The sequence below is a fragment of the Pseudoduganella rivuli genome (assembly GCF_009674485.1).
Lineage (GTDB): Bacteria > Pseudomonadota > Gammaproteobacteria > Burkholderiales > Burkholderiaceae_D > Rugamonas > Rugamonas rivuli_B.
In genome coordinates this window covers 160937-184285 of sequence record NZ_WKJJ01000006.1, presented here as the reverse complement: position 1 = coordinate 184285, position 23349 = coordinate 160937, and the positions used below count along the sequence as shown (strand labels likewise).

Below are 23349 nucleotides of genomic sequence, written 5' to 3'. Positions count from 1 at the left end.
TCGGGTTCTTCGGACCTGACGTGGAGGCGGCTTATGCAACCCCGGCTGGCACAAGGTTTTACGTTACCTGAAGTATTGGTGGCCCTGGTCGTGCTGGCGCTCGGCGTGCTGGGCGCCGGCGCCATGCAATTGACGGCGCAGCGCGTACGGCTGGAATCGCAATGGCTGTCGTCCGCTTCGCGGCTGGCCGCCGATGCCGCGGCACGCGTGCGCGCCAACGCGGCGCAGGCCGATGCGGTCTACGCCGGATTTGATTTCGATGCGCGGTTCGAATCCGCTCCCGGTCCTTCCTTTGCCTGTGCCGATGCGCCCTGCGACAGCGCGCAACTGGCCCATGCCGATCTCGCTGAACTGAAACAGCAGGTGATGCAAACGCTGCCCTCCGGGCGCGTGCGCATTTGCCGCGACCGGCACATGTGGCAGGGCGGCCGTTTGCGCTGGACATGCGACGGCGGCGCGAAGGCGCCCCTCGTCATCAAGATCGGCTGGCGCGCGCGGCGGCCCGACGGGCAGTCCGATACCGATGCCGATGGCTATGCGCCCGGTGTTGCGCTGGCGCTGGCGGGAGTGGCGCCATGACTGCGCGCGGCTTTGGCCTGGTGGAATTGATGCTGTCGCTGGCCATTGGCACGCTGCTGGCGCTGGCCGCGTCGGCCATGTTGACGGGCGCGCACGCCGCATATCAGCGCAACAGCGCCGCCGCGCGGCTCGACGACAGCGGGCGGCAGGCGCTGGCGATGATGGCGCGCGCCGTGCGCCAGGCGGGCTATGTGGAAACCGGCGCGCCGGCGCCGTGGCCTGCCGCCCTGACGGGACTCGATGCATCCGGCGTCGCGCAAGGCGGCCACGGCATTGACGGGCCATGGCCCGCCGCCGTCAATGGCAGCGATGTGCTGGCCGTGCGCTTTGCCGGCGCCGGCAGTGGCGGTGGCGACGGCAGCATGACTGATTGCGCGGGCTTCGCCATCGGTGCGGGTGAAGAAGGATGGAGCATCTTTTACGTGGCCACCGGGGCCGATGGCGAAGGCGAGTTGCGCTGCAAATACCGGGGCGCCAGTGGCTGGGGCGCGGACGCCATCGTACGCGGCGTCGATTCCCTGCAAATCCTCTACGGCATCGATACGGACGATCCCGCCGACGGTGTGCCGAACCGCTACCTGAATGCGACCGAAGTCGCCGCGCTCGATGCGGCGGGCGACGGCTGGCGCCGCGTGGCCAGCGTGCGCATTGCCTTGCTGCTGCACGGCGAACGGCATTCCGATCCCGGCGCACCGGCGGCCATGTATGACTTGTTTGGCAGTGGCTACACGGCCATCGCGGGCGGCCGCGATGCGGGTGTGGCGATCGATGAAAAGGTGTTGCCGGCTGCACAGCGGCAGCGGGTGCGGCGCGTGGTCGGCGCCACGGTCTTCGTTCGCAACTAGGAGGTGCATGATGGGCATGGTCAAAGCGGCAGTCCTCGTAGGACCCCAGCAAGGCATGGTGCTGATGGCGGCGTTGCTGGTGATGGTGATGCTGTTGTTGATGGGCGTTTCCGGGGCGCGCATCGCGATCCAGGGCGAGCGTTCCGCGCGCGGCTTGCGCGACCGCGACGTGGCCATGCAGGCGGCGGAAGATGCGCTGGCCGATGCGGAACGGGAACTGGCCGGCGGGGCAAGCGATGCGGCCCGCAATGCGTTGCTGGCTGCCACTGACGCTTTCGTGGCGGGGTGTGGCGACGGCGCCGCCGGCCCGGACCTGGGGTTGTGCGCGGCGGACGAAGGGGATGCGGCGCCCGCCTGGCAGCAGGTGGATGTTGCCGATGACAGCGCGGCGTCCCGCTCCGTGCCATTCGGCCTTTACACGGGGGCGGAAATGGAAACCGGCGAAGGATTCCTGCCATTCCGCAAACCGCGCTATGTGATTGAACAATTGCCGCTGCCGTCCGGCGCCGCACCCGGCACGGAACATGTGTACCGCGTGACGGCCGTTGGCTTCGGTGCGCGTGAAGGGACGGAAGTCGTGTTGCAAAGTACATTCCGGCCAGCCCCGAAGCCCGGTGCTGCGGCAGCGAAGGGAGCCCGCACCGCCTGGCGCGAGGTGTCCAACTACCGCGAACTGCGGCGCACCGCCAAACCCTAGGAGGCGGCCATGCACTCATCGAACGGTTTTACGCTGATTGAATTGCTGATCGTGCTGGTGCTGGCGCTGATCCTGTCCGCTGCGGCGTATCCCGCCTACACGCAATTCGCCGTACGGGCGCGCCGCACGGAAGCGCAGGCGGCGCTGCATTTGCTGATGCAGCAGCAGGAGCGTTACTTCAGCCGCCATGGCAGCTATATCGCCTTCGATGCGGATGCCACCGATGACGATGCGCGCGCCTTCCAGTGGTGGAGCGGCGTCAAGGCATCGTCCAGCGCCTATGAAGTGGAAGGCAAGGCGTGTGACGATGCCGCCATCACCGATTGCGTGCAATTGATTGCCAGGCCCGGAACGGCACGGGTGGATGGCAAGTTCCGCGATGAGGCCTGTGAAAACCTGGTCCTGACCAGCACCGGATTGCGGCTGGCGACCGGACCATCGCCGAATTGCTGGCGGTGACCGGTCATGGCATCGCTGACGGACAAGTGGCAACGGGGCCGCTCGCTGCTGGAATTGCTGGTGGCGCTGGCCATCGCCGCCATCCTGCTGTGTGGCGCGTTGCCTGCGGGCCGCACGCTATTGCAGCGCCAGCAATTGCGCACCGCAGTCGCGGACTTGCACGCCGCGCTGGACACGGCCCGTTCGCTGGCCATCGCGCGCGGCAGCGTGGTGGTGCTGGCGCCCCGGGCGGGCGGCTGGGAACAGGGCTGGACCATGTTTGCCGACCGCGATGGCGACGGCAAGCCGGGACCGGGCGACGAAACCATCATCGAGCAAGGCGCGCTGGCTGATGGCATCCATATCCGCATGCAATTCACGGGCAGCACCGGGCAACGCTATATTGCCTATAATGCCAATGGGCGCAGTTGCCGTGCGGATAAAAGCCAGACGGCCCGCTGGGGCACGCTGACGGTGGAAGCGGGGCCGCAGCAATACCTGGTCAGGATTAACATGCTGGGCCGTGCGCGCGTTTGCGATCCGAAAAAGGATGGCAGCGCCTGTACAGGATGACAAAGGTAATACAAAGAGGGTAATACGACGTGGACATAACGAACGACGCCGATGGCATGAAACTGGCCCTGGAATGGGCTGCGAAAGGGCTGTACACGACGTCGCCCAATCCCCGCATCGGTTGCGTGATCGTCCGGGATGGCAAGGTGATTGGCGCGGGCGTCACGCAGGCTGCCGGCCAGGACCATGCGGAAATCCAGGCCATGAAAGATGCGCAGGCGCGCGGCCACGACGTGCGCGGCGCCACGGCGTACGTGACGCTGGAGCCATGCAATCACCATGGCCGCACGCCGCCATGCTCCGATGCGCTGGTGCGCGCGGGACTGGGCCGCGTGGTGGCTGCGATGGAAGACCCGAATCCGCTGGTGGCGGGGCAGGGCATGGCCAAGCTGGCGGCCGCCGGCATCCAGGTGTCGACGGGCTTGATGGCCAACGAAGCCTATGAAATGAACATCGGCTTCTTTTCGCGCATGACGCGGGGCTTGCCGTGGGTGCGCATGAAAACCGCCGCCAGCCTCGATGGCATGACGGCGCTGCACAATGGCCAGAGCCAGTGGATCACGGGCCCTGAAGCGCGGGCCGACGGTCACGCGTGGCGAGCGCGCACGTGCGCAATCCTGACCGGCATCGGCACCGTGAAAGCGGACGACCCGCAACTGACGGTGCGCGCCGTCGACACGCCGCGCCAGCCGCGCCGCATCGTCGTCGACAGCCGCCTCGACATCAGCCCCCAGGCCAAAGTATTGCAGGGCGGCGGCACATGGGTCGTCGCTGCCATGCACGACCCGGAAAAGGAAGCGGCGTTGCGCGCCGCGGGCGCGGAAATCATCACCTTGCCCAACCCGCACGGCAAAGTGGATTTGCCGGAGCTGATGCGCGAACTGGGACGCCGCCAGATCAATGAATTGCACGTGGAAGCGGGCGGTAAGCTCAATGGTTCGCTGATCCGCGAAGGCTGCGTCGATGAATTGCTGGTTTATCTCGCGCCGGTCTTGCTGGGCGACGCGCAAGGCATGTTTGCACTGCCCGCGCTGACCGAACTGTCCGGCAAACACACGCTGACATTCCACGAGGTGACGCAAGTCGGCGCCGATTTGCGTATCCTTGCCAGATTCGTTTAATTTACATTTTCATTCGAAAGACTCGCTATGTTTACTGGTATCGTTGCCGCCGTCGGCAAAATCACTGAAGTCCAGCCGCTGGAAGGCGGCCTCGAAGCGGGCGTGCGCCTGTCGGTCGATGCGGGTGGCCTGCCGCTGGCGGACGTCGCGCTGGGCGACTCGATTGCCCTGAATGGCGCCTGCATGACCGTGATTGAAAAAACCGACACGGCCTTCAAGGTCGACGTGTCGCGCGAAAGCCTCAATTGCACCGTGGGCCTGGACGGCCTCAATGAAGTCAACCTGGAAAAAGCCCTGACCCTGGCCGAGCGCCTGGGCGGCCACCTGGTGTCCGGCCACGTCGACGGCCTGGGCGTGGTGCGCAAGTTCGAACCGGTGGGCGAATCGTGGGAACTGGTGATCGAAGCGCCGAAAAGCCTGGCGAAATACCTGGCGTTCAAGGGTTCCATCGTCGTCAACGGCGTATCGCTGACCGTCAACCGCGTCAACGACCTGGGCGCCGGCGATGAACTGGTCAGCCAGTTCTCCATCAACCTGATCCCGCACACGATTTCCGTGACCACCCTGAAGCACTTGAAAGTGGGCGGCAAGGTCAATTTGGAAGTGGACTTGATTGCACGGTATGTGGAGCGGATGCTGTCTGTTTCTGGGAAGTAACATCAGCAAACGTTCGCTTCAGCAGTAAATTTTTTCAATGAGCCAGCTCATCCGTACGAGCGTAGAATGTTGCCAATACGCTCGTAAAAACGGGGCTGGCCATGAACTTCCTGCGCATGCTGCTGACGCCCGCGGTGAATCTGATGCACCGCCTGCGGTATCCCTACAAGTTCGCTGCGATCGGCCTGCTGGGCGGAATTGCGATTGCCTATCTGTTTTATACGCTGACGTCCAACCTGCAGCGTTCCGCCGATATCGCGCACCAGGAGCAGGCCGGCCTGGCGGCAGATATCCCGTTGCTGACCTTGCTGCAAGCGGTGCAACAGCACCAGGGCTTGCAGGCGGCCGTTTCGGGCGGCGCGCGCCAGATGGAAGCCAAGCGCCGCGATAAAGCCGGCGAAGTGCAGCAAGCCATCGAGGCCGCCAGCCAGGCGGTGTCAGTCCATGGCGGGCGGCTGGGCATTACCCCGCATTGGGACGCCGTGCTGAAACAATGGCAAGCCTTGCAGGCCGGCGGTGGCGCCGATCGCGATGCGCACGCCGCGCTGTCGCGGGAAGTGATGGCCGTGATCGAAAAGGTGGGCGACAACAGTTTCCTCGTGCTCGATCCGGACGCCAACAGTTATTACCTGATGTCCGCCGCCACCGACAAGTTGCCGAAGGCGCTGGACATGGTGGGGCGGATCCGCGCCCATGGCGCCGAAGTGCTCGCCGCGAAAAAACTGACGGCGGAAGGACAAACCCGCTTCATTGGCGACGTGGCGGTGCTGCATGCGCGGCTGGACGAGCTGGAAGCCGTGCTGCGCAAGGCGGAAATCGCCAACCCGCAGGTGGCGGACAGGATCGCGCGTTTTTCCCGCCAGTTCCGCGAAGCGCTCAACGAAGTGCTGACGGACGTCGAGCAAGACATCTTTGGCGGCCGCTATGCGGCCGATCCCGTGCGCTATATCGAAAAGACCACCGCAGCGATCGACCGCGGCTTCGACCAGACCCGCGACGTGCTGCTGCCGCTGCTCGATGAATTGCTGGCTGCCCGTATCCGCCACGTGGAAGAACAGTTTTTCCGCAGCGCCGTGCTGGCCGGACCGGCTTTCCTGATCCTGTTCCTGTACCTGGCGACCGGCGCCTGCCTGGCCGTGATGTCGTCGATTAAATCGCTGCGCGACGGCGCCGACCGCATGGCGCAGGGCGATTTCGTCACGCCGATCCTGTTGGCCAGCAAGGACGAGTTGCGTTACGTGGCGCTCAGTTTCAATGACATGGGGATGCAACTGTCGCGCCGGGTGCGGGAAGCGAATCTGCATACATGCGAGCTGGAAGTGTTGAACCGCAAGCTGGCGGAGCTGTCCGCCACGGACGGCCTGACCGGCATCGCCAATCGCCGCCGCTTCGATGAGGCGCTGGCGTCGGAGTGGAGCAGGGCGGCGCGCCTGCGCACGCCGCTGGCGCTGGCCATGCTCGACGTCGACTGGTTCAAGAAATTCAACGACCATTATGGCCATCAGGCCGGCGACGAATGCCTGCGCCGCGTCGCATTGGTGCTGGCCGGCTGCATGCGGCGCGCGGGCGACCTGGTGGCGCGCTATGGCGGCGAGGAATTCGTCTTTATCGCGCCCAATTGCGACGAGCACCATGCGCGCAGCCTGGCCGCGAAAGTCAGCAATGCGCTGCAGTCGCTGGCGATGCCCCACCAGTTGTCGCAATTCGGCTACGTGACGGTGAGCATCGGCGTGGCCATCATCGTGCCCGATACGGGCGATACCCCGGATTGCCTGATCCGGGCCGCCGACGCGGCGCTGTACCAGGCCAAGGAGCAGGGCCGCAACCGCGCCGTGTTCGACAATGCCGTGTGCGTGCAGGCGGCCGCACCCAATGCCGCGCCATCGTCCACGCAGCCGGTGTACCAGTCGCCCGTTCACTCGGTCTGATAAGCGCGGCGCCGGCTGTTCCAGCTGGAGGTCGAACCCCGCGCCGCGCGCGATGATCCGGTCATGCGACTGGCCTGAACTGTTCAGCGCAATGTAGGTCGCATGCTCACCCGGATGCAGCGCGCGCAGTTGCCGCGCCAGCGTGTACCCTTCCACGCCCGGCAGGTCGGTGCGGATCAGCACCGCGCTCGGATGCAGCTCACGGGCCTGTGTCAGCGCGCAGCACGTGGCCGTCCTCGTCGCAGATCGGCATGGCGCGCGACAGGAACCAGCGGTACTGGCCATCGGCGCCCCGCAGGGGAAAGGTGTCCTCCCACATGCACTGCTCTTCGACGATCCGCTTGCGGTAGAGCGCCACCACGCGTTCCACGTGGTCCGGGTGGTGTACCTTTTGCCAGCCCCAGCCCTTCATTTCGTCGAGCGTGGCGCCGGTGTAGGCAAACCAGCGGTTGTTGTACCAGAAGATGTCGCCATTGCGGTCTGCCATCCATGCCAGCTGGGGAATGTTTTCCGCCAGCGTGCGGAATTCGGATTCGCTGATCCGGCGCGCTTCTTCCGCCATGACGCGCTCATGGATATCGGTCGACGTACCCATCCAGCGCACGATCTCGCCCTGTTCGTTGCGGACCGGCAGCGCGCGTCCCAGCGTCCAGCGGTACTGGCCGGAGTGGTGCCGGATACGGAACTCGACTTCGTAAGGGGCGCCGGTCGCCAGGCTGTGCTGCCAGCGCGCCATCAAGGCAGGCTGGTCGTCCGGATGAAACAGGTTGAGCCACGCTTCGCCTTCGCCCCGGTTTTCCGGCAGACCCGTATAGTTGTACCACTGCCGGTTGAAGTAATCGGCAAAACCGTCTGGACGGGCCGACCAGACGATTTGCGGAATGGCGTCGGCGATATTGCGGAATTTGGTTTCGCTTTCGCGTATGGCCTGTTCCGCCAGCTTGCGTTCGGTAATGTTTTTGTAAAACACCGCCAGGCCTTCGCCAAACGGGAAGACGCGCGCCTCCTGCCATAGTTCCTGTCCGTCATGCCGGCAGCATTGCTCGACAGTGGTACGGGAGCGGTCGCGCAGCGCTGTGCGGAAAGCCTTGGCTACTGGTAAATTCTCCGAGCCAGGCCATGCGTCCCAGTAGGTCAGGCCAAGAATGGCCGAGCGTGGCCGGCCGTCGAGCCGCAGCGCTTCATCGTTGATGCAGCGGATGCGGAATTCGTGGTCGAGCAATATGAATCCTTCATCGATGGCATGAAGGATGAATTCGCCCGCATCCCGCAGGCTTACTCCCGCCAGATTGGCAACGTCGGATTGCTCCATGGGACAGGTTCGCTTGGGGATCGTTATCGTGCAGGAATCATACTGGAAGCCACGCCGGGAGCTCGCCACGTTGCCTCGCGACCTTAGCTGGCGCCCACAGCTGGCTGCGCCCGCCTGGCCAGGGTCAATCGGCGTACAGTTTCAAATACTTGGCGGCCAGCCGCTCGCCTTCGGCCTGCCGGATTTCCGCCAGCGCTTTCCAGATACGGGGCGGCAAGTCCGGGTACTTGTCGTTGAACTGGTGGCTGATTTGCAGGTAGTAGTCGCGTGTCGCCAGCGGCAGCGGTACCTTGACGATGCGCTCCAGCCCGGACTTGCGGCGCAGCGTCAGGTCGCCGAAATCCGTCAATTGCGCGAAGCCGTCCGCGCGGCCGGCCAGCAGCATGCGGAAGGCGTCGTCCGGGCTGTTGACTTCCGTGACGGCCACGCCGGTTTTTCTCAGGTCGTCCACGATGGCGTAACTGCGCATGGCGATAATGCCCTGCTGTACGTTGCTCAACGTGGTCCCGTCCCACTCCAGCGGCGTGTCACGCAGCTTGTACAGGCTGTAGGACTTGGTGTCGATGCGGTAGCGCCGGTCCGCCTTGCCATCGGCCATCGGATAGATGCCGATCTTCAGTCGCTCCGGCTTGAAGCTGCTGGAAAAGATTGCATCGACCGCGCCCACTTCCAGTTCGGCCAGGCAACGTGCCCATGGTTTGCGGGAGAAGGTGATGCGCACATTCGGCACCCGTTGCGGAATCAGGGCCACCAGTTCGACCAGGACGCCCGGGTGTTCCGGCACACCGGAACCCGCTCCGGTGTGGTCATAACTATCCTTGTCTTCAAACGCGACGCGGAATTCCACCGGCTGCGCGCCTGCGGCGCAGGTGACCAGCGCCAGTATCGACGCCAGCAGGATACGAATCAAAGTCGGCATGGCAGTTGCTGCGCTCCGGATAGATTCATCGATACGGCGATTGTAGTCCAAGCGTCCGGCGATCCGGTGATGATTCTTGACAATGTGTAAAAGTGATCCTAAAGTGATATCACTTTGATGTTAACCAAGGACTCGAGATGTCTACTGCAACTCCAAGGTGTGAACGCAGTTTTACTTCCCATAACGGTTATCTGGCCGCGCTGGCTTCCGTGCTGCTGGTGCTGGGCAGCCTCGTGGCGCTGCGTGGCGGTCCGGTCGGTATCCTGCTGTTCCTGTTAATGGCCGCCACCGGCATTTTTATTGCGCCCGGCCTGTACATGCTGCAACCGAATGAAAGCGCGATCCTGACGCTGTTCGGCAAATACATCGGCACCGACCGCAGCGAAGGCTTGCGCTGGGCATTCCCGCTGTACCGCAAGCGCAAATTGTCGGTACGGGCCCGCAACTTCAACGCGCCCACGCTGAAAGTCAATGACAAGCGCGGCAACCCGGTGGAAATCGGCGCCGCCGTGGTGTGGCGCGTGCGCGATACGGCACAGGCGCTGTTCGAAGTGGATGATTTCGAGCGTTATGTGGCGGTGCAGGGCGAAGCGGCGTTGCGCCACCTGGCGTCCCAGTACGCGTACGATGAAGGCGAAGACTTGCCTGCCGGCGAAACCACGCTGCGCGCCGGCATGGATGAAGTGGCCCATGCGCTGCGCGCGGAACTGCAGGCGCGTTTCGACGCCGCCGGCGTGGAAGTGCTGGACGCCAAGTTGACGCACCTGGCGTATTCGCCGGAAATCGCGCAAGTCATGCTGCGCCGCCAGCAGGCCGAAGCCATCATCAGCGCCCGTTCCAAGATCGTCCACGGCGCCGTCAGCATGGTGGAAGCCGCGCTGAAAAGCCTGGCCGAACGCGAAATCGTGGAACTCGATGCGGAGCGCAAGGCCGCCATGGTCAGCAACCTGCTGGTGGTGCTGTGCTCCGACAAGGAAGCGCAGCCCATCATCAACGCCGGCACCCTGTACAACTAGCGTCAACAGAGGCGTATTACGATGGCCAGCCCGGGGAAAAAAGCCTTCCCGCTGCGGATTGATCCTGCACTGTGGGACGAGTTGCAGCGGCTGGCCGCGCGCGATCTCCGCAGCGTGAATGCGGAGATCGAATTTTTATTGCGTGAAAGCCTGGCGCGGCGCGGCATCAAGGTCAAAAGCAAGGCCGATGCGATGCCGGACGACGGGGATGCTGGGCGATGACCTCACTCGCTGGAAAGGCCGCGCCGCGCTTGCCGCAGGCGCTTGCTAAAGTCTGCCTGCCTGGCCGCCAGGAAGCCGCTTTTCTGCATCTCCTGCAGTGCCTGCGTCAACGCCGGGATCACGGCCGCGTGCGTTTTGTGCACGTAGTGATACAGCGGCCATGACTGGAGCGGGGTATCCTGGGTGCGCATGCCCCGGATATTGAGCCTTTCCAATTCCAGCCATGCGGTGTCCGGCAGCACGGCCACGTCGCAGCGTCCGTGTTTCAACATGTTGAAGATATTGGCGGACTGGCTGACCGCGCTCACTTGCGGAAAACTGGCTGTCGCCTTCTCAATTGACTTGAGGCCACGTCGAATACAGATGCGGTAAGGCTGCAGGTCGGGCCATGCACGCAGCGGCAGATCGCGGCCATAGGTAAAGGCCAGCACCTCGAACGAAATCAGTGCGACCGGAACGCGCACCAGGTTGGGGTACACGGCGTCGATACCGGCCACGTGGGTCACGTCGCCAAAAAATTCGCCCGCGTTAACGGCCGCCGCGGCCCGCTCGGGTGGCATCGGCACGCCCACCACCTCGATGCCGATGCGGCGGTACGCTTCGCGCAGGATGCCCAGCGCGGTGTCCGTCATGGGCTCATTTTCCACGCACCCCAACTGGACCGAGGCGGGCCAGGAAGGTTGCGCCCGGCAAACCTGCGCCGCCAGCGCCGCCAGCGTCCCCAGCAAAACAGTTCGCCGCGTCAGCGTTGCAATTTGCATTGCGCATCCCGTGGAATCGATCTCGCCAGCCATTTTACATGCCGCCGCCATCGCCACTGTGGCATTTTTGACCGCAAACAATCATCGTTTGATTTAATAAATCACTTGCTTTAATATTTTAGGCGGATATGTTCATGGAACAGGGTTGGCATGGATAACAACGTGATGTGCGATGACGTGCGCGATGCGGTGCGGATCGGCGGGGCGTCCGGCTTCTGGGGCGACAGCATGGCTGGCCCCGTGCAGCTGGTACAGTCGGGCGCCGTCGATTTTCTGGTGTTTGATTACCTGGCCGAACTCACCATGGGTTTATTGGCCAAGGCGCGCAGCAAGGATGCCGGGGCCGGCTATGCGACGGACTTCGTTACGGTCGCCATGCGCGCCGTGCTGAGACCCGCGCTGGCGCAGGGCATCCGCATCATCGCCAATGCGGGTGGGGTCAATCCGCACGCCTGCGCGCGCGCGTTGCAGGCGCTGGCGCGGGAATTGGGCGTGACCGTCACAGTGGCGGTGGTCGATGGCGATGACGTGCAGGCGCAGTTACCCGTGCTGCGCGAACAGGGCACCGTGTTGCCCGCGCAAGTGGCCAGCGCCAATGCCTATCTGGGTGCGTTACCCATCAAGGCTGCTCTCGATGTCGGCGCGCAAGTGGTGATCACAGGGCGGTGCGTGGACAGCGCAGTCACGCTGGGGCCGCTGCTGCATGTCTTTGGCTGGTCCATGGATGATTATGATTTGCTGGCGGCGGGCAGCCTGGCGGGTCACCTGATTGAATGCGGTTGCCAGGGCGTGGGCGGCTTGCACACGGACTGGGACACTGTGCCTGACTGGGCCAACAGCGGTTATCCCATCATCGAGTGTCGCCGCGACGGCGTCTTCACGCTCACCAAGCCTGTTGGCACCGGCGGGCTGGTGACGCCGGCCACGGTGGCGGAACAATTGCTGTATGAGATTGGCGATCCGGCGCGCTACCTGCTGCCGGACGTGACGTGCGACTTCACCGGCGTCACATTGACGCAGACGGGCCTCGATGCCGTGCAAGTACAAGGTGCGCGGGGTTTGCCGCCGCCGTCCACCTACAAGGTGTGCGCCACCTATATGGATGGCTGGCGCTGCGCGGGGCAATTAACGGTGGTTGGCTTCGACGCGGCTGCCAAGGCGCAGCGTACGGCTGAAGCGATTTTGCAGCGTACCCGCTTGATGTTTTCCCATCTTGGCATGGCGGACTACACTGCCACGCATATCGACATTCTCGGTGGCTTGAAACCGTATGCGTCTTCCGGCGGCAATGGTTTTGAAGCGGTTATGTGGCTGGCCGTGTCGCACACCGACCAGCGCGCGCTGGAATTGTTTGCCCGTGAAATTGCGCCGGCCGCGACGTCGTGGGCGCCTGGAACCACGGGGGCGGCGGGGCGTCCCGCGGTGACGCCGCTGGTGCGGCAGGCGGCGCTGGCGATCGATAAGGCGCAGGTGGCGGCACGGGTCGTGCTGCTCGATAGCGGCGGGGAAGTCGTGACGGTGTCCACGGGCGATGGTCCGGTGGCGCGCACCTCGCGGGCGAATGATGCCGCTGCCGCCGGGCAGGCATTGTGCGCGATTGACGGCGGCGCGGGCGGCAACATGGCGTCGGACGAAACGTCCGGCACTGTGCAGCCCGGCGCGGATGCCATACCTGCGCGCACCGCACCATTGATCGCGCTGGCCTACGCGCGCAGCGGCGACAAGGGCGACATCTCCAATATCGGCGTGATTGCCCGCCGTCCGCAAGACGTGCCGCTGCTGCGCGAACTGTTGACGGAACAGGCCGTGGCAGGCTGGCTCGCGCCGCTGGTCAAAGGCCGCGTGACGCGCTATGAACTGCCCGGTATTCACGCCTTCAACTTTGTCTGCGAACAGGCGCTCGACGGCGGCGGCATGGCGTCGCTGCGCAACGACCCGCTGGGCAAGGGCATGGCGCAAATCCTGCTGGCCATGCCGGTGCAGGTTCCCCACGATTATCCAATGGAGTAAACCGTATGTATCGTTCCATACTCAAGCCCGGCCTGTTTGACGGCCAACTGATGGTCGTGACGGGCGGCGGCAGTGGCATCGGTCGCTGCACGGCGCACGAACTGGCTGCGCTGGGCGGCACGGTGGCGCTGGTGGGACGCGATGCCGGCAAGCTGGCCTCGGTACAGGAGGAAATCGCGGCGGCGGGTGGACAGGCCCATACCTACGCCTGCAACATCCGCGACGAAACCGCGGTGCAGGCGCTGGTGGCGCAACTGGTGGCGGAACACGGCGCCATCGCTGGCCTCGTCAATAATGCGGGCGGCCAGTTTCCGTCGCCATTGAAAGACATTTCGCAAAAAGGCTGGGAAGCGGTGGTGCAGACCAACCTGACCGGCGGCTTTTTGATGGCGCGCGAATGCCTGAACCAGGCCATGATCAATGGTGGCGGCGCGATCGTCAATATCGTGGCCGATATGTGGGGCAGCATGCCCGGCATGGGCCACTCCGGCGCCGCGCGCGCCGGCATGGTCAGTTTCACTGAAACGGCGGCGTTCGAATGGGCGCAGTACGGCGTGCGCGTCAACGCGGTGGCGCCGGGCTATATCGCGTCGTCCGGCATGGACCAGTATCCGCCCGCCATGCGCGACACTATCCGCGCCTTCCCCGGCACGGTGCCGCTGCAGCGCTTCGGCACGGAAGCGGAAGTGTCGGCCGCCATCGCCTTCCTGCTGTCGCCCGCCGCCGCCTTCATCACGGGGACCACCTTGCGCGTGGATGGCGGCCGTCCCAATGTGCGCCCCGGCATGCCAATGGCCAAACCGGCACAGCCTCCAGAAGCGTTCAACGGTTTCCACCTGGCGGCCAGGCCCCGGGTGCTGGGCGATGGAGACGCATGATGGCGGCCATTGAAACCACAGTCGATCCGGGCGCGGACAGTTACCGCGCCAACCGTGACGCGCTGCTGGCGCAACTGGCGCAATTGCGGGCGCTGGAACAGCGCACCCGCGACAAGTCCAACGGCGCCCGCCCCTTGTTCGAACGGCGTGGCCAGTTGCTGCCGCGCGAGCGGCTGGGACACTTGCTGGATGCGGGCGCGCCCTTCCTGGAATTGTCGACGTTGGCCGGCTATGGTCTCGACAACCCGGACCTGGAACGCTCCGTGCCGGGCGGCGGCCTGATTGCCGGCATCGGCTTTGTCGAAGGCGTGCGCGCCATGGTGGTGGTGGACGATGCCGGCATCGATGCGGGCGCGGTGCAGCCGATGGGCATCGAAAAATTCCAGCGCGCGCAGCACATCGCGTTGCAGCAAAAGCTGCCGTTCATCCACCTGGTGGAATGTGCCGGCGCCAACCTGCTGGCGTACAAGGTCGAAACCTTCATCCACGGCGGCAGCGGCTTTTACTGGCTGGCGCGCCTGTCCGCGGCCGGCCTGCCCGTGATCAGCGTGGTGCATGGCGCCAGCACGGCGGGGGGCGCCTACATGCCGGGCTTGTCCGATTACGTGATCATGGTGCGCGGCCAAGCCAAGGCTTTCCTGGCGGGCCCTCCGTTGCTGAAGGCAGCCACCGGCGAAATCGCCAGCGAAGAAGAGCTGGGCGGGGCCGACATGCACGCGGCGATTTCCGGATTGGCGGAGTACGTGGCGGATGACGATGCCCATGCGCTGTCGCTGGCGAGACAAGTGGTGGCGACGCTGGACTGGAACCGCCACGTGGCGCCAGCGGGAACAGCGTTTTTGCCACCCACGCTGGATGCTGAGCAGTTGGCGGGCCTGGCGCCGGCCGACCAGCGCAAGCCGCTCGACATGCGCGAAGTGATAGCCCGCATCGCCGACGGTTCATCGTTCCTGGAATTCAAGCCGGACTTCGGTCCCGCCACCGTGACAGGGCATGCGGCCATTTGCGGCATGCGCATCGGTATCCTCACCAACAACGGCCCGCTGGACCCGGCCGGCGCCAACAAGGCCACGCAATTCATCCAGCTGTGCTGCCAGTCCGGCACGCCGCTGGTGTACCTGCAAAACACCACGGGCTTCATGGTGGGCAAGGCGTACGAGCAGGCCGGCATGATCAAGCACGGCTCGAAGATGATCCAGGCGATGGCCAACGCCAATGTGCCCCGCATCACCGTGCATTGCGGCGCGTCGTTCGGCGCCGGCAATTACGGTATGTCGGGGCGGGGTTTTTTTCCGGACTTTTGTTTCAGCTGGCCCAATGCCCGCACGGCGGTCATGGGCGCGGAGCAGGCGGCCGGCACGATGGCCATCGTGATGGAAGCCGGCATGCGCCGCAAGGGGCTGGAAGTGGATGCGGCAGCCATCGCCGCCATGCGCGAGCAGGTGATCGCCACGTTTGAAAAGCAGACCGGCGTGTTTTATACGTCGGGACGGTTGCTGGACGATGGCGTCATCGATCCACGCGATACGCGCAAAGTGCTGGCGATGGCGCTGGCCACGTGCCGCGAAGCGCGCGAAAGGACAGTCAATCCCGTGCAGTTTGGCGTGGCACGGCCATAACGAATAAACATTCCGGAGACAGGCATGCAACTGACACACGAACACCAGGAATTGCAACGCAACCTGAAGCGCTTTATCGACGAGGAAATCAATCCCCACGTGGATGAATGGGAAGCGGCGGAAATCTTTCCCGCGAAGGCATTGTTCAAGAAGATGGGGGAACTGGGTTTCCTCGGCCTGTGCAAGCCCGCTGCCTACGGCGGGCTGGGCCTCGATTATTCGTATTCGGTGGTGATGGCGGAAACGCTGGGCCACATCCAGTGCGGCGGCGTGCCGATGGCAATTGGCGTGCAGACCGATATGGCCACACCGGCGCTGGCGCGTTTTGGTTCCGATGCGTTGCGCGAACAATTCCTCGCGCCGGCCGTCAGCGGCGACATGGTGGCGTGCGTGGGCGTGTCCGAGCCGTCGGCCGGTTCCGACGTGGCGGCCATCCAGACCACGGCGCGCAAGGACAGCGGCGACTACATCATCAATGGCAGCAAGATGTGGATCACCAACAGCTTGCAGGCGGACTGGATGTGCGTGCTGGCCAATACGTCGGGTGACCCGTCGCACCGCAACAAGTCGCTGATCATCGTGCCGATGGATACGCCGGGCATTTCCGTCGGCAAGAAGATCCGCAAGATCGGCATGAATTCGTCGGACACGGGATTGATCCACTTCGACGACGTGCGCGTGCCCCAGCATTACCGCATCGGCGACGAGGGCAAGGGCTTTACTTACCAGATGCTGCAATTCCAGGAAGAGCGCATGTGGTGCGCGGCCAGCATGGTGCAGGCTGCGGAAAACTGCATCACGCAAACCATCGACTACGCGCGCCAGCGCAAGCTGTTCGGCGCCACGGTGCTGGACCAGCAGTGGGTGCACTTCAAGCTGGCGGAATTGAAAACCGAAGTGGAAGCGCTGCGCGCCTTGCTGTACCGCGCGTGCGATCTATACGTGGGCGGGCGGGACGTGACGGAACTGGCGTCGATGGCCAAGCTGAAGGCGGGCCGGCTGGCGCGCCAGGTGCCCGATACCTGCATGCAGTTCTGGGGCGGCATGGGTTTTACACTGGACAATCCGGTGTCGCGCTTTTACCGCGATGGCCGCCTGACGTCGATCGGCGGCGGCGCCGATGAAGTCATGCTGGGCATTATCTGCAAATACATGGATATCCTGCCGGGCCGTAAAGCATGACAGACTTCGACACCATCCTGATCGCCAACCGGGGGGAAATCGCGCTGCGCATCATACGCACGGCGCGCAGGCTGGGCTACCGCACGGTGGCGGTCTATTCGGATGCCGACGCGGATGCGCCGCACTGCCGCGCGGCGGACGTGGCGCTGCGCATTGGCGGCCCGCAACCGGCCGATTCTTACCTGAATATCGCGGCGTTGCTGGCGGCTGCGCGCCAGGCCGGCGCGCAGGCGATCCATCCCGGTTATGGCTTCCTGGCGGAACGGGCCGATTTCGCGCAGGCGTGCGCCGATGCGGGACTGGTGTTTATCGGGCCGCCGGCCCAGGCCATTGAATCGATGGGCAGCAAGGCGGGCGCCAAGCAATTGATGCGCGATGCCGGCGTGCCGTGCATTCCCGGCTATGACGGGAGCGACCAGTCCGATGCGCGGCTGATCGACGAAGCGCGCCGGATCGGCTATCCCGTGATGGTAAAGGCGTCGGCGGGCGGCGGCGGGCGCGGCATGCGCAAGGTCGATGAGGCGGCGGACATGCCGGCCGCGCTGGCGGCGGCCCGGTCCGAAGCGCAACACGCATTTGGCGATGCGGGACTGATCCTGGAAAAGGCCATCGTGTCGCCGCGCCATATTGAAATCCAGGTATTTGCGGACCGGCACGGCAACGTCGTGCACATGGGTGAGCGGGACTGTTCGGTGCAGCGCCGCCATCAAAAGCTGATCGAGGAAACGCCGTCGCCTGCCGTGGACGACGCGCTGCGCGCGCGCATGGGCGAAGTGGCGGTGGCGGCCGCGCGCGCCATCGGCTATCAGGGCGCGGGCACGCTGGAATTCCTGCTCGATGCGCACGGCGATTTCCACTTCATGGAAATGAATACGCGCCTGCAGGTCGAGCATGCGGTGACGGAAGCGGTGCTGGGGCTCGACCTCGTCGAATGGCAGTTGCGCGTGGCGGCGGGCGAACTGTTGCCGCTGCGGCAGGAAGAACTCGATGCGCGCCGTGCGGCGGGCGGCCATGCTATCGAAGTGCGGCTGTGCGCGGAAGATGCGCAACAGGGCTTTCTGCCGCAAAGCGGGACCGTGCTGCGCTGGCAGGCGCCGCAGGCAGTGCGCTGCGACCATGCGCTGGCCGATGGCGCCGTGGTGCCGCCGTTTTACGATTCCATGCTGGCCAAGATCGTCAGCCATGGCGCCAGCCGCGCCGATGCGCTGCGCCGCCTGCGGCGCGCGCTGGGCGAAACCGTGTTGCTGGGTGTCGCCAGCAACCGGGCCTTCCTGGCACGCTGCGTGGCGGATGAGGAATTCGCGGCAGGACTGGCCACGACGGATTTTATCGAACGCAGGAAGGATTCGCTGCTGGCGCAATATACCGATGCCGCCGCCGATGCCGGTCTGCCACTGCCTGCCTGTGTGGCGGCGGTGCTGCTGGCCCATCAGCAGATGCGGCAACACGCCGGACGCTGGCCGGATGAATTGCGGGGCTGGTCCAGCAGTGCGGCGGCCGGCCGCACCTGGCGTGTCGTTATCGACGGCGTGACGCACGGCGTGCCGCTGCGTTCAACAGGACCGGACAGCTGGGATGCAAGCGGGCGCATGCTGCGCCTGGCGCAAGGGGACACGTGGCGCGCGGAGGTGGACGGTTTACCCTTGCCGCTGGCGTGGGCAGCTGCGACTGGCGGCGTACCGGGTTGCGTACACTTCATGCTGGGCAATGGCGACCACGTGGCCGGCCTGGCGCCATCGGTGGCCGCCGGCAAGCGGGCGGTTGAGGCATCGCATGGCCGCATTGCCGCGCCCATGAACGGGCGTATCGCGGCGCTGCCGGTGGCGCAAGGCGAAACCGTCAAGGCGGGGCAGGTGGTGGCGGTGATCGAAGCCATGAAAATGGAGCACCGCTTGCTGGCGCCGCACGACGGCCTGCTGGAGACCGTGCATCTCAAAGTGGGCGACCAGGCCGTGCCGGGGCAGGTGCTGGTGACGGTTGCCGCCGTGGCGGTCAGCGCCCCGTGATCCCCGCTTCGCGCTGGGACTTTTCCAGGCGCTGCTGGTATTGCGCCCGCTGCTGTTCCAGGTAGCCGCTTTTTGCCATGTCTTGCAGCACGCGCTGCAGCAGGGGCACGATGGCGCTGTTGGACTTGTGGACGTGGTGGTACAGGGGCCAGCTTTGCAGCGGCGGCTCCAGCGTGCGCATGCCTTTCATTTCAAAGCGTTCCGGCTGCAGCCAGGCGCTTTGCGGCACCACGGCCACTTCGCAGCGGCCCACGCGCAGCATACGGAACAGCGGCGCATATTCGGCCGCGACAATGCGGTGGGGTAGAGACTTCGTCATCATGTCAATCGACTTGACGCCACGCTTGATGCAGACGCGGTATGGCGACAGGTCGGCCCAGGTCTTGATCGGCAATAGCCTGCCATCCGTCACCGCCATCGCGTAATACGTGATCAACGGAACAGGGATGCGCACCAGGTTGGGATACATGCGGTCGAATCCTTCGATATGTACGATATCGCCGAAAAACTCGCCCGCATTCAATGCCTTCAGCACGCGCTCGCCGGAAGGGACTTCGTCCGTGGCGGTAATGCCCAGCCGCGCATAGGCTTCGCGCACCATGGCGGATGAAAAATCGATGATGGGATCGTCCACGCCCCGCGCCAGGTGCACGGTGGCGGGGATGCCGGGCGGCGGACCAAGCGAAGACTGCGCCGCGCATGGCGCGCACGGCACGGATAGTGTCAGCGATAGCAACATGGCCGCCGGCGCTGTTGGCAGGCGGCCCGGCTTGGCATTGGGCATGGCGTTCCTCCGGGGCGGTACGGCAGCGTCACGCTTTCATTGTAGCGCAGCGGAAAGCCGGCGCGGCGGCGGCGTTCAGGGTTTGGCCGGCGTGCGCAGGATGAATTGCACGGCTTGCGCCGCCAGGTCTTCCAGCGAAGCGCGGCCCGGCTTGTACCACTGGGCGGTCCAGCTCAGCGCACCGAACATCAGCAGGCGGTCGAAGCGGGTCGGCATCGACCATTCGCCGGACGCGTGCAGGCGCTGGATGACTTCATCCCACACGGCTTCGTAGCGGTCTTTCAGCTTGATGATGCGCTCGCGCGACGGCTGGTCCAGCGAGCGCCATTCGTACAGCAGCACGGGAATGAAGTCGTGGTTCGGCGCCAGCACGTTATGCAGGTGCACTTCCACCAGCCGCTGGAATGCCTGGCGGGGCGGCAGCGTTTGCGGCGCGATTTCCTCGATGCGCGCCAGCGATTCATTCATGCCGTGTTCCATCACGGCCGCCAGGATTTCCTGCTTGGATTTGAAATGGTAAAACCAGCTGCCGGAATGGATGCCGGCCGCCGCCGCGATATCGCGCACGGTCGTGTTGTCGTAACCCTGGGTGCGGAACAGGTGGGCGGACTTGCGGATCAATTCTCCCCGCAAACTGTCCTGTTCGCTCTTGGCGGGACGCCCGCGCCGGCGCGGCGCGACTTCCTGCGCGGCATCGGTGGTTTCAGGAGGGACAGGTGGCGGTGATTTGCTGGACATGCCGCCTTTATACCATTTTTACTTCGCGCCCTCCAGAGACCGGGCCCCTTATGCGGCTTGCATTTCCGCCAACTCCTGCAATAACTGCCACGGATAAATGCCCTTGTTGTGGCCATCGCTGAACGTCAGTTGCACGCCATAGACGCCGACCGGCGCAATCAGCTCCAGCGCGATGGCTGCATCGGCCGCCGGGGCGCCGCCCGCGCGGCGCGTGGCTGTGCACGCCGAACAGCGGCAGCCGCTGCGCAGCGTTTCGTGGCTGATTTCCACTGTCGAGCCGTCTTCATGGCCCAGTTCCAGCACGCGGCGGGATTTGTCGTTGCGGATGCTGGTGATGGTCATGCCGCCACCTGCGTACCTTGTTCCAGCTGGATCTGGCGGATCGCCAGGCGCGCGGACTTGCGGACTTCCGGATCGGGATCGTCTTCCACCGTGGCCAGCGCGGGCAGCGCCTGCGGCAGGCGGATTTCTCCCAGGGCCAACGCGGCTTCCTTGCGCAGGTTGGCCACCGTGTTTTGCAATGCCAGCGCCAGTGGCGCCACGGCCGGCGCATGGCGCAGGCGCCCCAGGCTGCGGGCGGCGCGCAGGCGCACCTGCCAGTATGGATCATCGAGCAGCGGCAGCAGGGCGTCGCCGGCGCCCGGCGCGGCCAGTTTGCCCAGCACGCCGGCCGCTTCTTCCCGCACTTGCCACGACACGTCGACCAGGCCGGCCAGCAGGGCGGAACGCACCGCGTCGGCGGCGCCCGTGGCAAAGCCCAGCGCACCGATGGCGGCGCGCCGTACGTCAGGCGACGGGTCGTTGCCGGCCAGCGCGCCCAGCGGCGCCAGCGCCGATGGGTGTTTCAGCCAGCCCAGCACGGCCACCGCTTCACGCCGCACCGAAGCATCGACGTCGCCCAGCGCAAGCAAACCCGGTTCCAGGCTGCCGGGGGCGCGCAATTCGCGCAGCGCGCGCAGCAGGGCGGCGCGGGCAAACGGTGTCCACGCGGGTGCGTCCGCACCGGCCAGCGGCGGCAACAGCGCCAGCAGGGGTGCCGCCGACGACGGTTGCTTTAATTCCGACAGCGCCTGCGCGGCGGCCTGGCGGACGGCTTCATCGCTGTCGTCCAGCGCCAGCGCCAGCGCATGGGCGGCTTCCGGGCTTTCCAGCGCTTCCAGCGCGCGCGCCGCTTCCAGGCGCACGCCGGCTTCCGTATCGCGCAGTGCGGCAATGAACAGCGGCGTATGTTCGTCGCCGGCGAAATCGGCCAGCTCCAGCAGCGCGAGGCGGCGGATGCCGCTGTCGTCAGCGTGCAGGCGCGCCAGCAATTGTGGATCGTCTTGTAACAGCGTGGTCATGCAGTCTTCCTTTGTAATTGTTCGATCGATGGGCCCAATGGGCTGAGGCGCGCCAGCGGCTGCGGATGGCCGTTTGGATAACTGCGCGGGTGCAGCAAGTCGAGGCAATGCCGCTTCAGGCGCGTGAATTCCGGCGCCGTCACGAGGTTGGCCGAGCGGGGGCGTTCGAACGACGCTTCCCGGTCCAGGCGCAACTCTTCGACGATGCGGCCAGGGCGGGGGCTCATGACGAAAATGCGGTCGGCCAGGAACAGCGCTTCGTCGATATCGTGCGTGATGAACACGATGGTGGTGCGGATGCGGGCCCATACGTCCAGCAACAGGTGCTGCATCATCAGCCGGGTCTGTGCATCGAGCGCGCCGAACGGTTCGTCCATCAGCATCACGCGCGGATGCGTGATCAGCACACGGGCGATTTCCACGCGCTGGCGCATGCCGCCGGACAGTTGCGACGGATAGTGTTGTTCAAACCCTTCCAGGCCAACCAGCGCAATCAATTCCCGCGCCCGCGTTTCCCGTTCCTTGCGCGCCACACCTTGCATTTTGAGGCCAAAGGCCACGTTGGCCAGCACGGATTTCCATGGAAATAAAGTGTGTTGCTGGAACACCAGGCCCCGGTCGGGGTGGGGACCGCTGATGGCGGCGCCGTCGACGGTGATGCCGCCGCCACTGGCTTCGATGTGGCCCGCCAGGGCGCCCAGCAACGTCGACTTGCCGCAGCCCGATGGGCCCAGCAGGCAAATGAATTCGCCCGGGGCGATATCGAGCGACACATCCTGTACCGCCTCAAACGCGCGGGCGCCCTGGCCCAGCGTGATGTGCAGGCGGTCGATTTTCACGCCGCCGCGCAGGGTTGCAATATCCGCAGTCATTTGTCTTCCTTCCATGGTGTTGCCAGTGCGCCCAGCTTGCGTATCAGGGCGCTGCTGCCCATGCCGAACACGCCGATGAACAGCATGCCGACCACGATGTCCGCATAGTTCTGCACCGTGTACGATGCCCACGTGTAGTAGCCGATGCCGAATTGGCCGGAAATCATTTCCGCCGTCACCAGGCAAAACCACGCGGTGCCCATGCCGATCGCCAGGCCCGTGACGATGCCGGGCGCGGCGCCCGGCAGCACCACTTCCGCGAACAGCGCCAGGCGCCTGGCGCCCAGGCTGCGCGCCGATGCCAGCAGGCGGGCATCGATCTGTTCCACGCCATGCACGGTGTTGAGCAGGATCGGGAACAGCGCGCCCGTGAACGTGATGAACACCATCGACATTTCCGACGACGGGAACATCAAGATCGCCAGCGGAATCCACGCGACGGCGGGAATGGGCCGCAGCATTTCCAGCGGCGGCATCAGGATGTCCCCGGCGCGGCGAGAACGGCCGATCACCAGTCCCAGCGCCACACCGGCCACCGCGGCGGCGATAAAACCGCCGAACACCCGCGCGACGCTGGCGCCGACGTGTTTCGCCAGCAGCGGCGATTGCAGCAAGTCCCACGCGGCGTGCAATACTTCCAGCGGCGCCGGCACGTTGACGAAAGTGATCACGCCCAGGTCCAGCTTGCGGGTCGACGCCCAATGCCACGCCAGCAGGCACAGGGCCAGCGACGCCGCGCGCAGCAGCAGCGTTGCCGCCTGCGGCCAGGACGGCTGCGCCGGCTGGCCGCGCCCCTCCGCCGCACCGGCCATACCGAGCGGCGCGCCGGACAGCGCGGTCGATGCGGCTGAA

Annotated in this window: 24 protein-coding genes; 15 read left to right on the top strand and 9 right to left on the bottom strand. The window is 65.2% G+C overall.

Annotated elements, in window-relative coordinates:
* Positions 1-33 precede the first annotated feature (33 nt).
* The 8 genes from pilV to GJ700_RS35390 all read left to right on the top strand — a co-directional run bounded on the left by pilV (position 34) and on the right by GJ700_RS35390 (position 6838).
* Entirely contained in the window at positions 34-579 is a 546-nt protein-coding gene (gene pilV / locus GJ700_RS11505; RefSeq protein ID WP_154373785.1) for a type IV pilus modification protein PilV, read from the top strand.
* Positions 576-1424 (top strand): PilW family protein, encoded by an 849-nt coding sequence (locus tag GJ700_RS11500; RefSeq protein WP_154373783.1) that lies wholly within the window; start codon positions 576-578, stop codon positions 1422-1424. Before pilV ends, GJ700_RS11500 begins: the two co-directional genes overlap by 4 nt.
* A 7-nt stretch (positions 1425-1431) precedes the next feature.
* A complete protein-coding gene (locus tag GJ700_RS11495) occupies positions 1432-2121 on the top strand; it encodes a pilus assembly PilX family protein (RefSeq protein ID WP_229506933.1) in 690 nt (229 codons plus the stop codon).
* A 9-nt stretch (positions 2122-2130) separates the two neighbouring features.
* Positions 2131-2580 carry a type IV pilin protein gene (locus GJ700_RS11490; RefSeq protein WP_154373781.1) on the top strand — a complete coding sequence of 150 codons (450 nt, stop codon included), beginning with the start codon at positions 2131-2133 and terminating at the stop codon, positions 2578-2580.
* Positions 2581-2586: 6 nt separating this feature from the next.
* The gene (locus GJ700_RS11485) at positions 2587-3132 is read left to right on the top strand and encodes a GspH/FimT family pseudopilin (protein ID WP_154373779.1); all 546 of its coding nucleotides are present in this window, start codon (positions 2587-2589) and stop codon (positions 3130-3132) included.
* A gap of 29 nt (positions 3133-3161) precedes the next feature.
* Positions 3162-4253, top strand: a complete 1092-nt coding sequence (gene ribD / locus GJ700_RS11480) for a bifunctional diaminohydroxyphosphoribosylaminopyrimidine deaminase/5-amino-6-(5-phosphoribosylamino)uracil reductase RibD (protein WP_371867919.1) — start codon at positions 3162-3164, stop codon at positions 4251-4253.
* A gap of 27 nt (positions 4254-4280) precedes the next feature.
* Positions 4281-4910 carry a riboflavin synthase gene (locus GJ700_RS11475; RefSeq protein WP_154373777.1) on the top strand — a complete coding sequence of 210 codons (630 nt, stop codon included), beginning with the start codon at positions 4281-4283 and terminating at the stop codon, positions 4908-4910.
* A 101-nt stretch (positions 4911-5011) separates the two neighbouring features.
* Entirely contained in the window at positions 5012-6838 is a 1827-nt protein-coding gene (locus GJ700_RS35390) for a GGDEF domain-containing protein (RefSeq protein ID WP_229506932.1), read from the top strand.
* 199 nt (positions 6839-7037) lie between these two features.
* Here the strand turns inward: GJ700_RS35390 and GJ700_RS11465 are convergent, their stop codons facing one another.
* Together GJ700_RS11465 and GJ700_RS11460 are read right to left on the bottom strand one after the other, a co-directional pair.
* Positions 7038-8150 (bottom strand): PAS domain-containing protein, encoded by a 1113-nt coding sequence (locus GJ700_RS11465; RefSeq protein ID WP_154373775.1) that lies wholly within the window; start codon positions 8148-8150, stop codon positions 7038-7040.
* Between the two features lie 124 nt (positions 8151-8274).
* Positions 8275-9069, bottom strand: a complete 795-nt coding sequence (locus tag GJ700_RS11460) for a substrate-binding periplasmic protein (RefSeq protein WP_154373772.1) — start codon at positions 9067-9069, stop codon at positions 8275-8277.
* Positions 9070-9206: 137 nt separating this feature from the next.
* On the opposite strand from GJ700_RS11460, the gene GJ700_RS11455 reads away from it, so the two are divergent.
* Positions 9207-10085, top strand: coding sequence for an SPFH domain-containing protein (locus GJ700_RS11455; protein WP_154373770.1), 879 nt, complete (start codon positions 9207-9209; stop codon positions 10083-10085).
* Between the two features lie 21 nt (positions 10086-10106).
* The gene (locus GJ700_RS11450; RefSeq protein WP_154373768.1) at positions 10107-10307 is read left to right on the top strand and encodes a type II toxin-antitoxin system antitoxin; all 201 of its coding nucleotides are present in this window, start codon (positions 10107-10109) and stop codon (positions 10305-10307) included.
* 2 nt (positions 10308-10309) lie between these two features.
* Here the strand turns inward: GJ700_RS11450 and GJ700_RS11445 are convergent, their stop codons facing one another.
* Positions 10310-11101: a substrate-binding periplasmic protein gene (locus GJ700_RS11445; protein WP_195763862.1), complete on the bottom strand. Its 792-nt coding sequence runs from the start codon at positions 11099-11101 to the stop codon at positions 10310-10312.
* A 117-nt stretch (positions 11102-11218) separates the two neighbouring features.
* Here GJ700_RS11445 and GJ700_RS11440 point away from each other — a divergent pair, with 117 nt between their 5' ends.
* The 5 genes from GJ700_RS11440 to GJ700_RS11420 are packed head-to-tail and all read left to right on the top strand — an operon-like array spanning position 11219 to position 18763.
* The gene (locus GJ700_RS11440) at positions 11219-13078 is read left to right on the top strand and encodes an acyclic terpene utilization AtuA family protein (protein ID WP_229506931.1); all 1860 of its coding nucleotides are present in this window, start codon (positions 11219-11221) and stop codon (positions 13076-13078) included.
* 5 nt (positions 13079-13083) lie between these two features.
* Positions 13084-13956, top strand: coding sequence for an SDR family oxidoreductase (locus GJ700_RS11435; protein ID WP_154373765.1), 873 nt, complete (start codon positions 13084-13086; stop codon positions 13954-13956).
* Entirely contained in the window at positions 13956-15575 is a 1620-nt protein-coding gene (locus GJ700_RS11430) for an acyl-CoA carboxylase subunit beta (RefSeq protein WP_154374073.1), read from the top strand. The genes GJ700_RS11435 and GJ700_RS11430 overlap by 1 nt, the downstream gene beginning before the upstream one ends.
* Before the next feature lie 24 nt (positions 15576-15599).
* Entirely contained in the window at positions 15600-16757 is a 1158-nt protein-coding gene (locus tag GJ700_RS11425; protein WP_154373763.1) for an acyl-CoA dehydrogenase family protein, read from the top strand.
* Entirely contained in the window at positions 16754-18763 is a 2010-nt protein-coding gene (locus GJ700_RS11420; RefSeq protein WP_154373761.1) for an ATP-binding protein, read from the top strand. Before GJ700_RS11425 ends, GJ700_RS11420 begins: the two co-directional genes overlap by 4 nt.
* Here GJ700_RS11420 and GJ700_RS11415 read toward each other — a convergent pair.
* The 6 genes from GJ700_RS11415 to GJ700_RS11390 all read right to left on the bottom strand — a co-directional run bounded on the left by GJ700_RS11415 (position 18750) and on the right by GJ700_RS11390 (position 23309).
* Positions 18750-19547, bottom strand: a complete 798-nt coding sequence (locus GJ700_RS11415; protein ID WP_154373759.1) for a substrate-binding periplasmic protein — start codon at positions 19545-19547, stop codon at positions 18750-18752. The genes GJ700_RS11420 and GJ700_RS11415 overlap by 14 nt on opposite strands.
* A gap of 75 nt (positions 19548-19622) precedes the next feature.
* Positions 19623-20285 (bottom strand): TetR/AcrR family transcriptional regulator, encoded by a 663-nt coding sequence (locus tag GJ700_RS11410; protein WP_154373757.1) that lies wholly within the window; start codon positions 20283-20285, stop codon positions 19623-19625.
* Positions 20286-20333: 48 nt separating this feature from the next.
* Positions 20334-20627: a DUF971 domain-containing protein gene (locus GJ700_RS11405; protein ID WP_154373755.1), complete on the bottom strand. Its 294-nt coding sequence runs from the start codon at positions 20625-20627 to the stop codon at positions 20334-20336.
* Entirely contained in the window at positions 20624-21625 is a 1002-nt protein-coding gene (locus tag GJ700_RS11400) for a HEAT repeat domain-containing protein (protein WP_154373753.1), read from the bottom strand. Before GJ700_RS11400 ends, GJ700_RS11405 begins: the two co-directional genes overlap by 4 nt.
* Complete coding sequence (locus GJ700_RS11395; protein WP_154373751.1) at positions 21622-22497, bottom strand: ABC transporter ATP-binding protein; 876 nt, start codon at positions 22495-22497, stop codon at positions 21622-21624. The genes GJ700_RS11400 and GJ700_RS11395 overlap by 4 nt, the downstream gene beginning before the upstream one ends.
* Entirely contained in the window at positions 22494-23309 is an 816-nt protein-coding gene (locus GJ700_RS11390) for an ABC transporter permease (protein ID WP_371867928.1), read from the bottom strand. Before GJ700_RS11390 ends, GJ700_RS11395 begins: the two co-directional genes overlap by 4 nt.
* Positions 23310-23349: the final 40 nt, after the last annotated feature.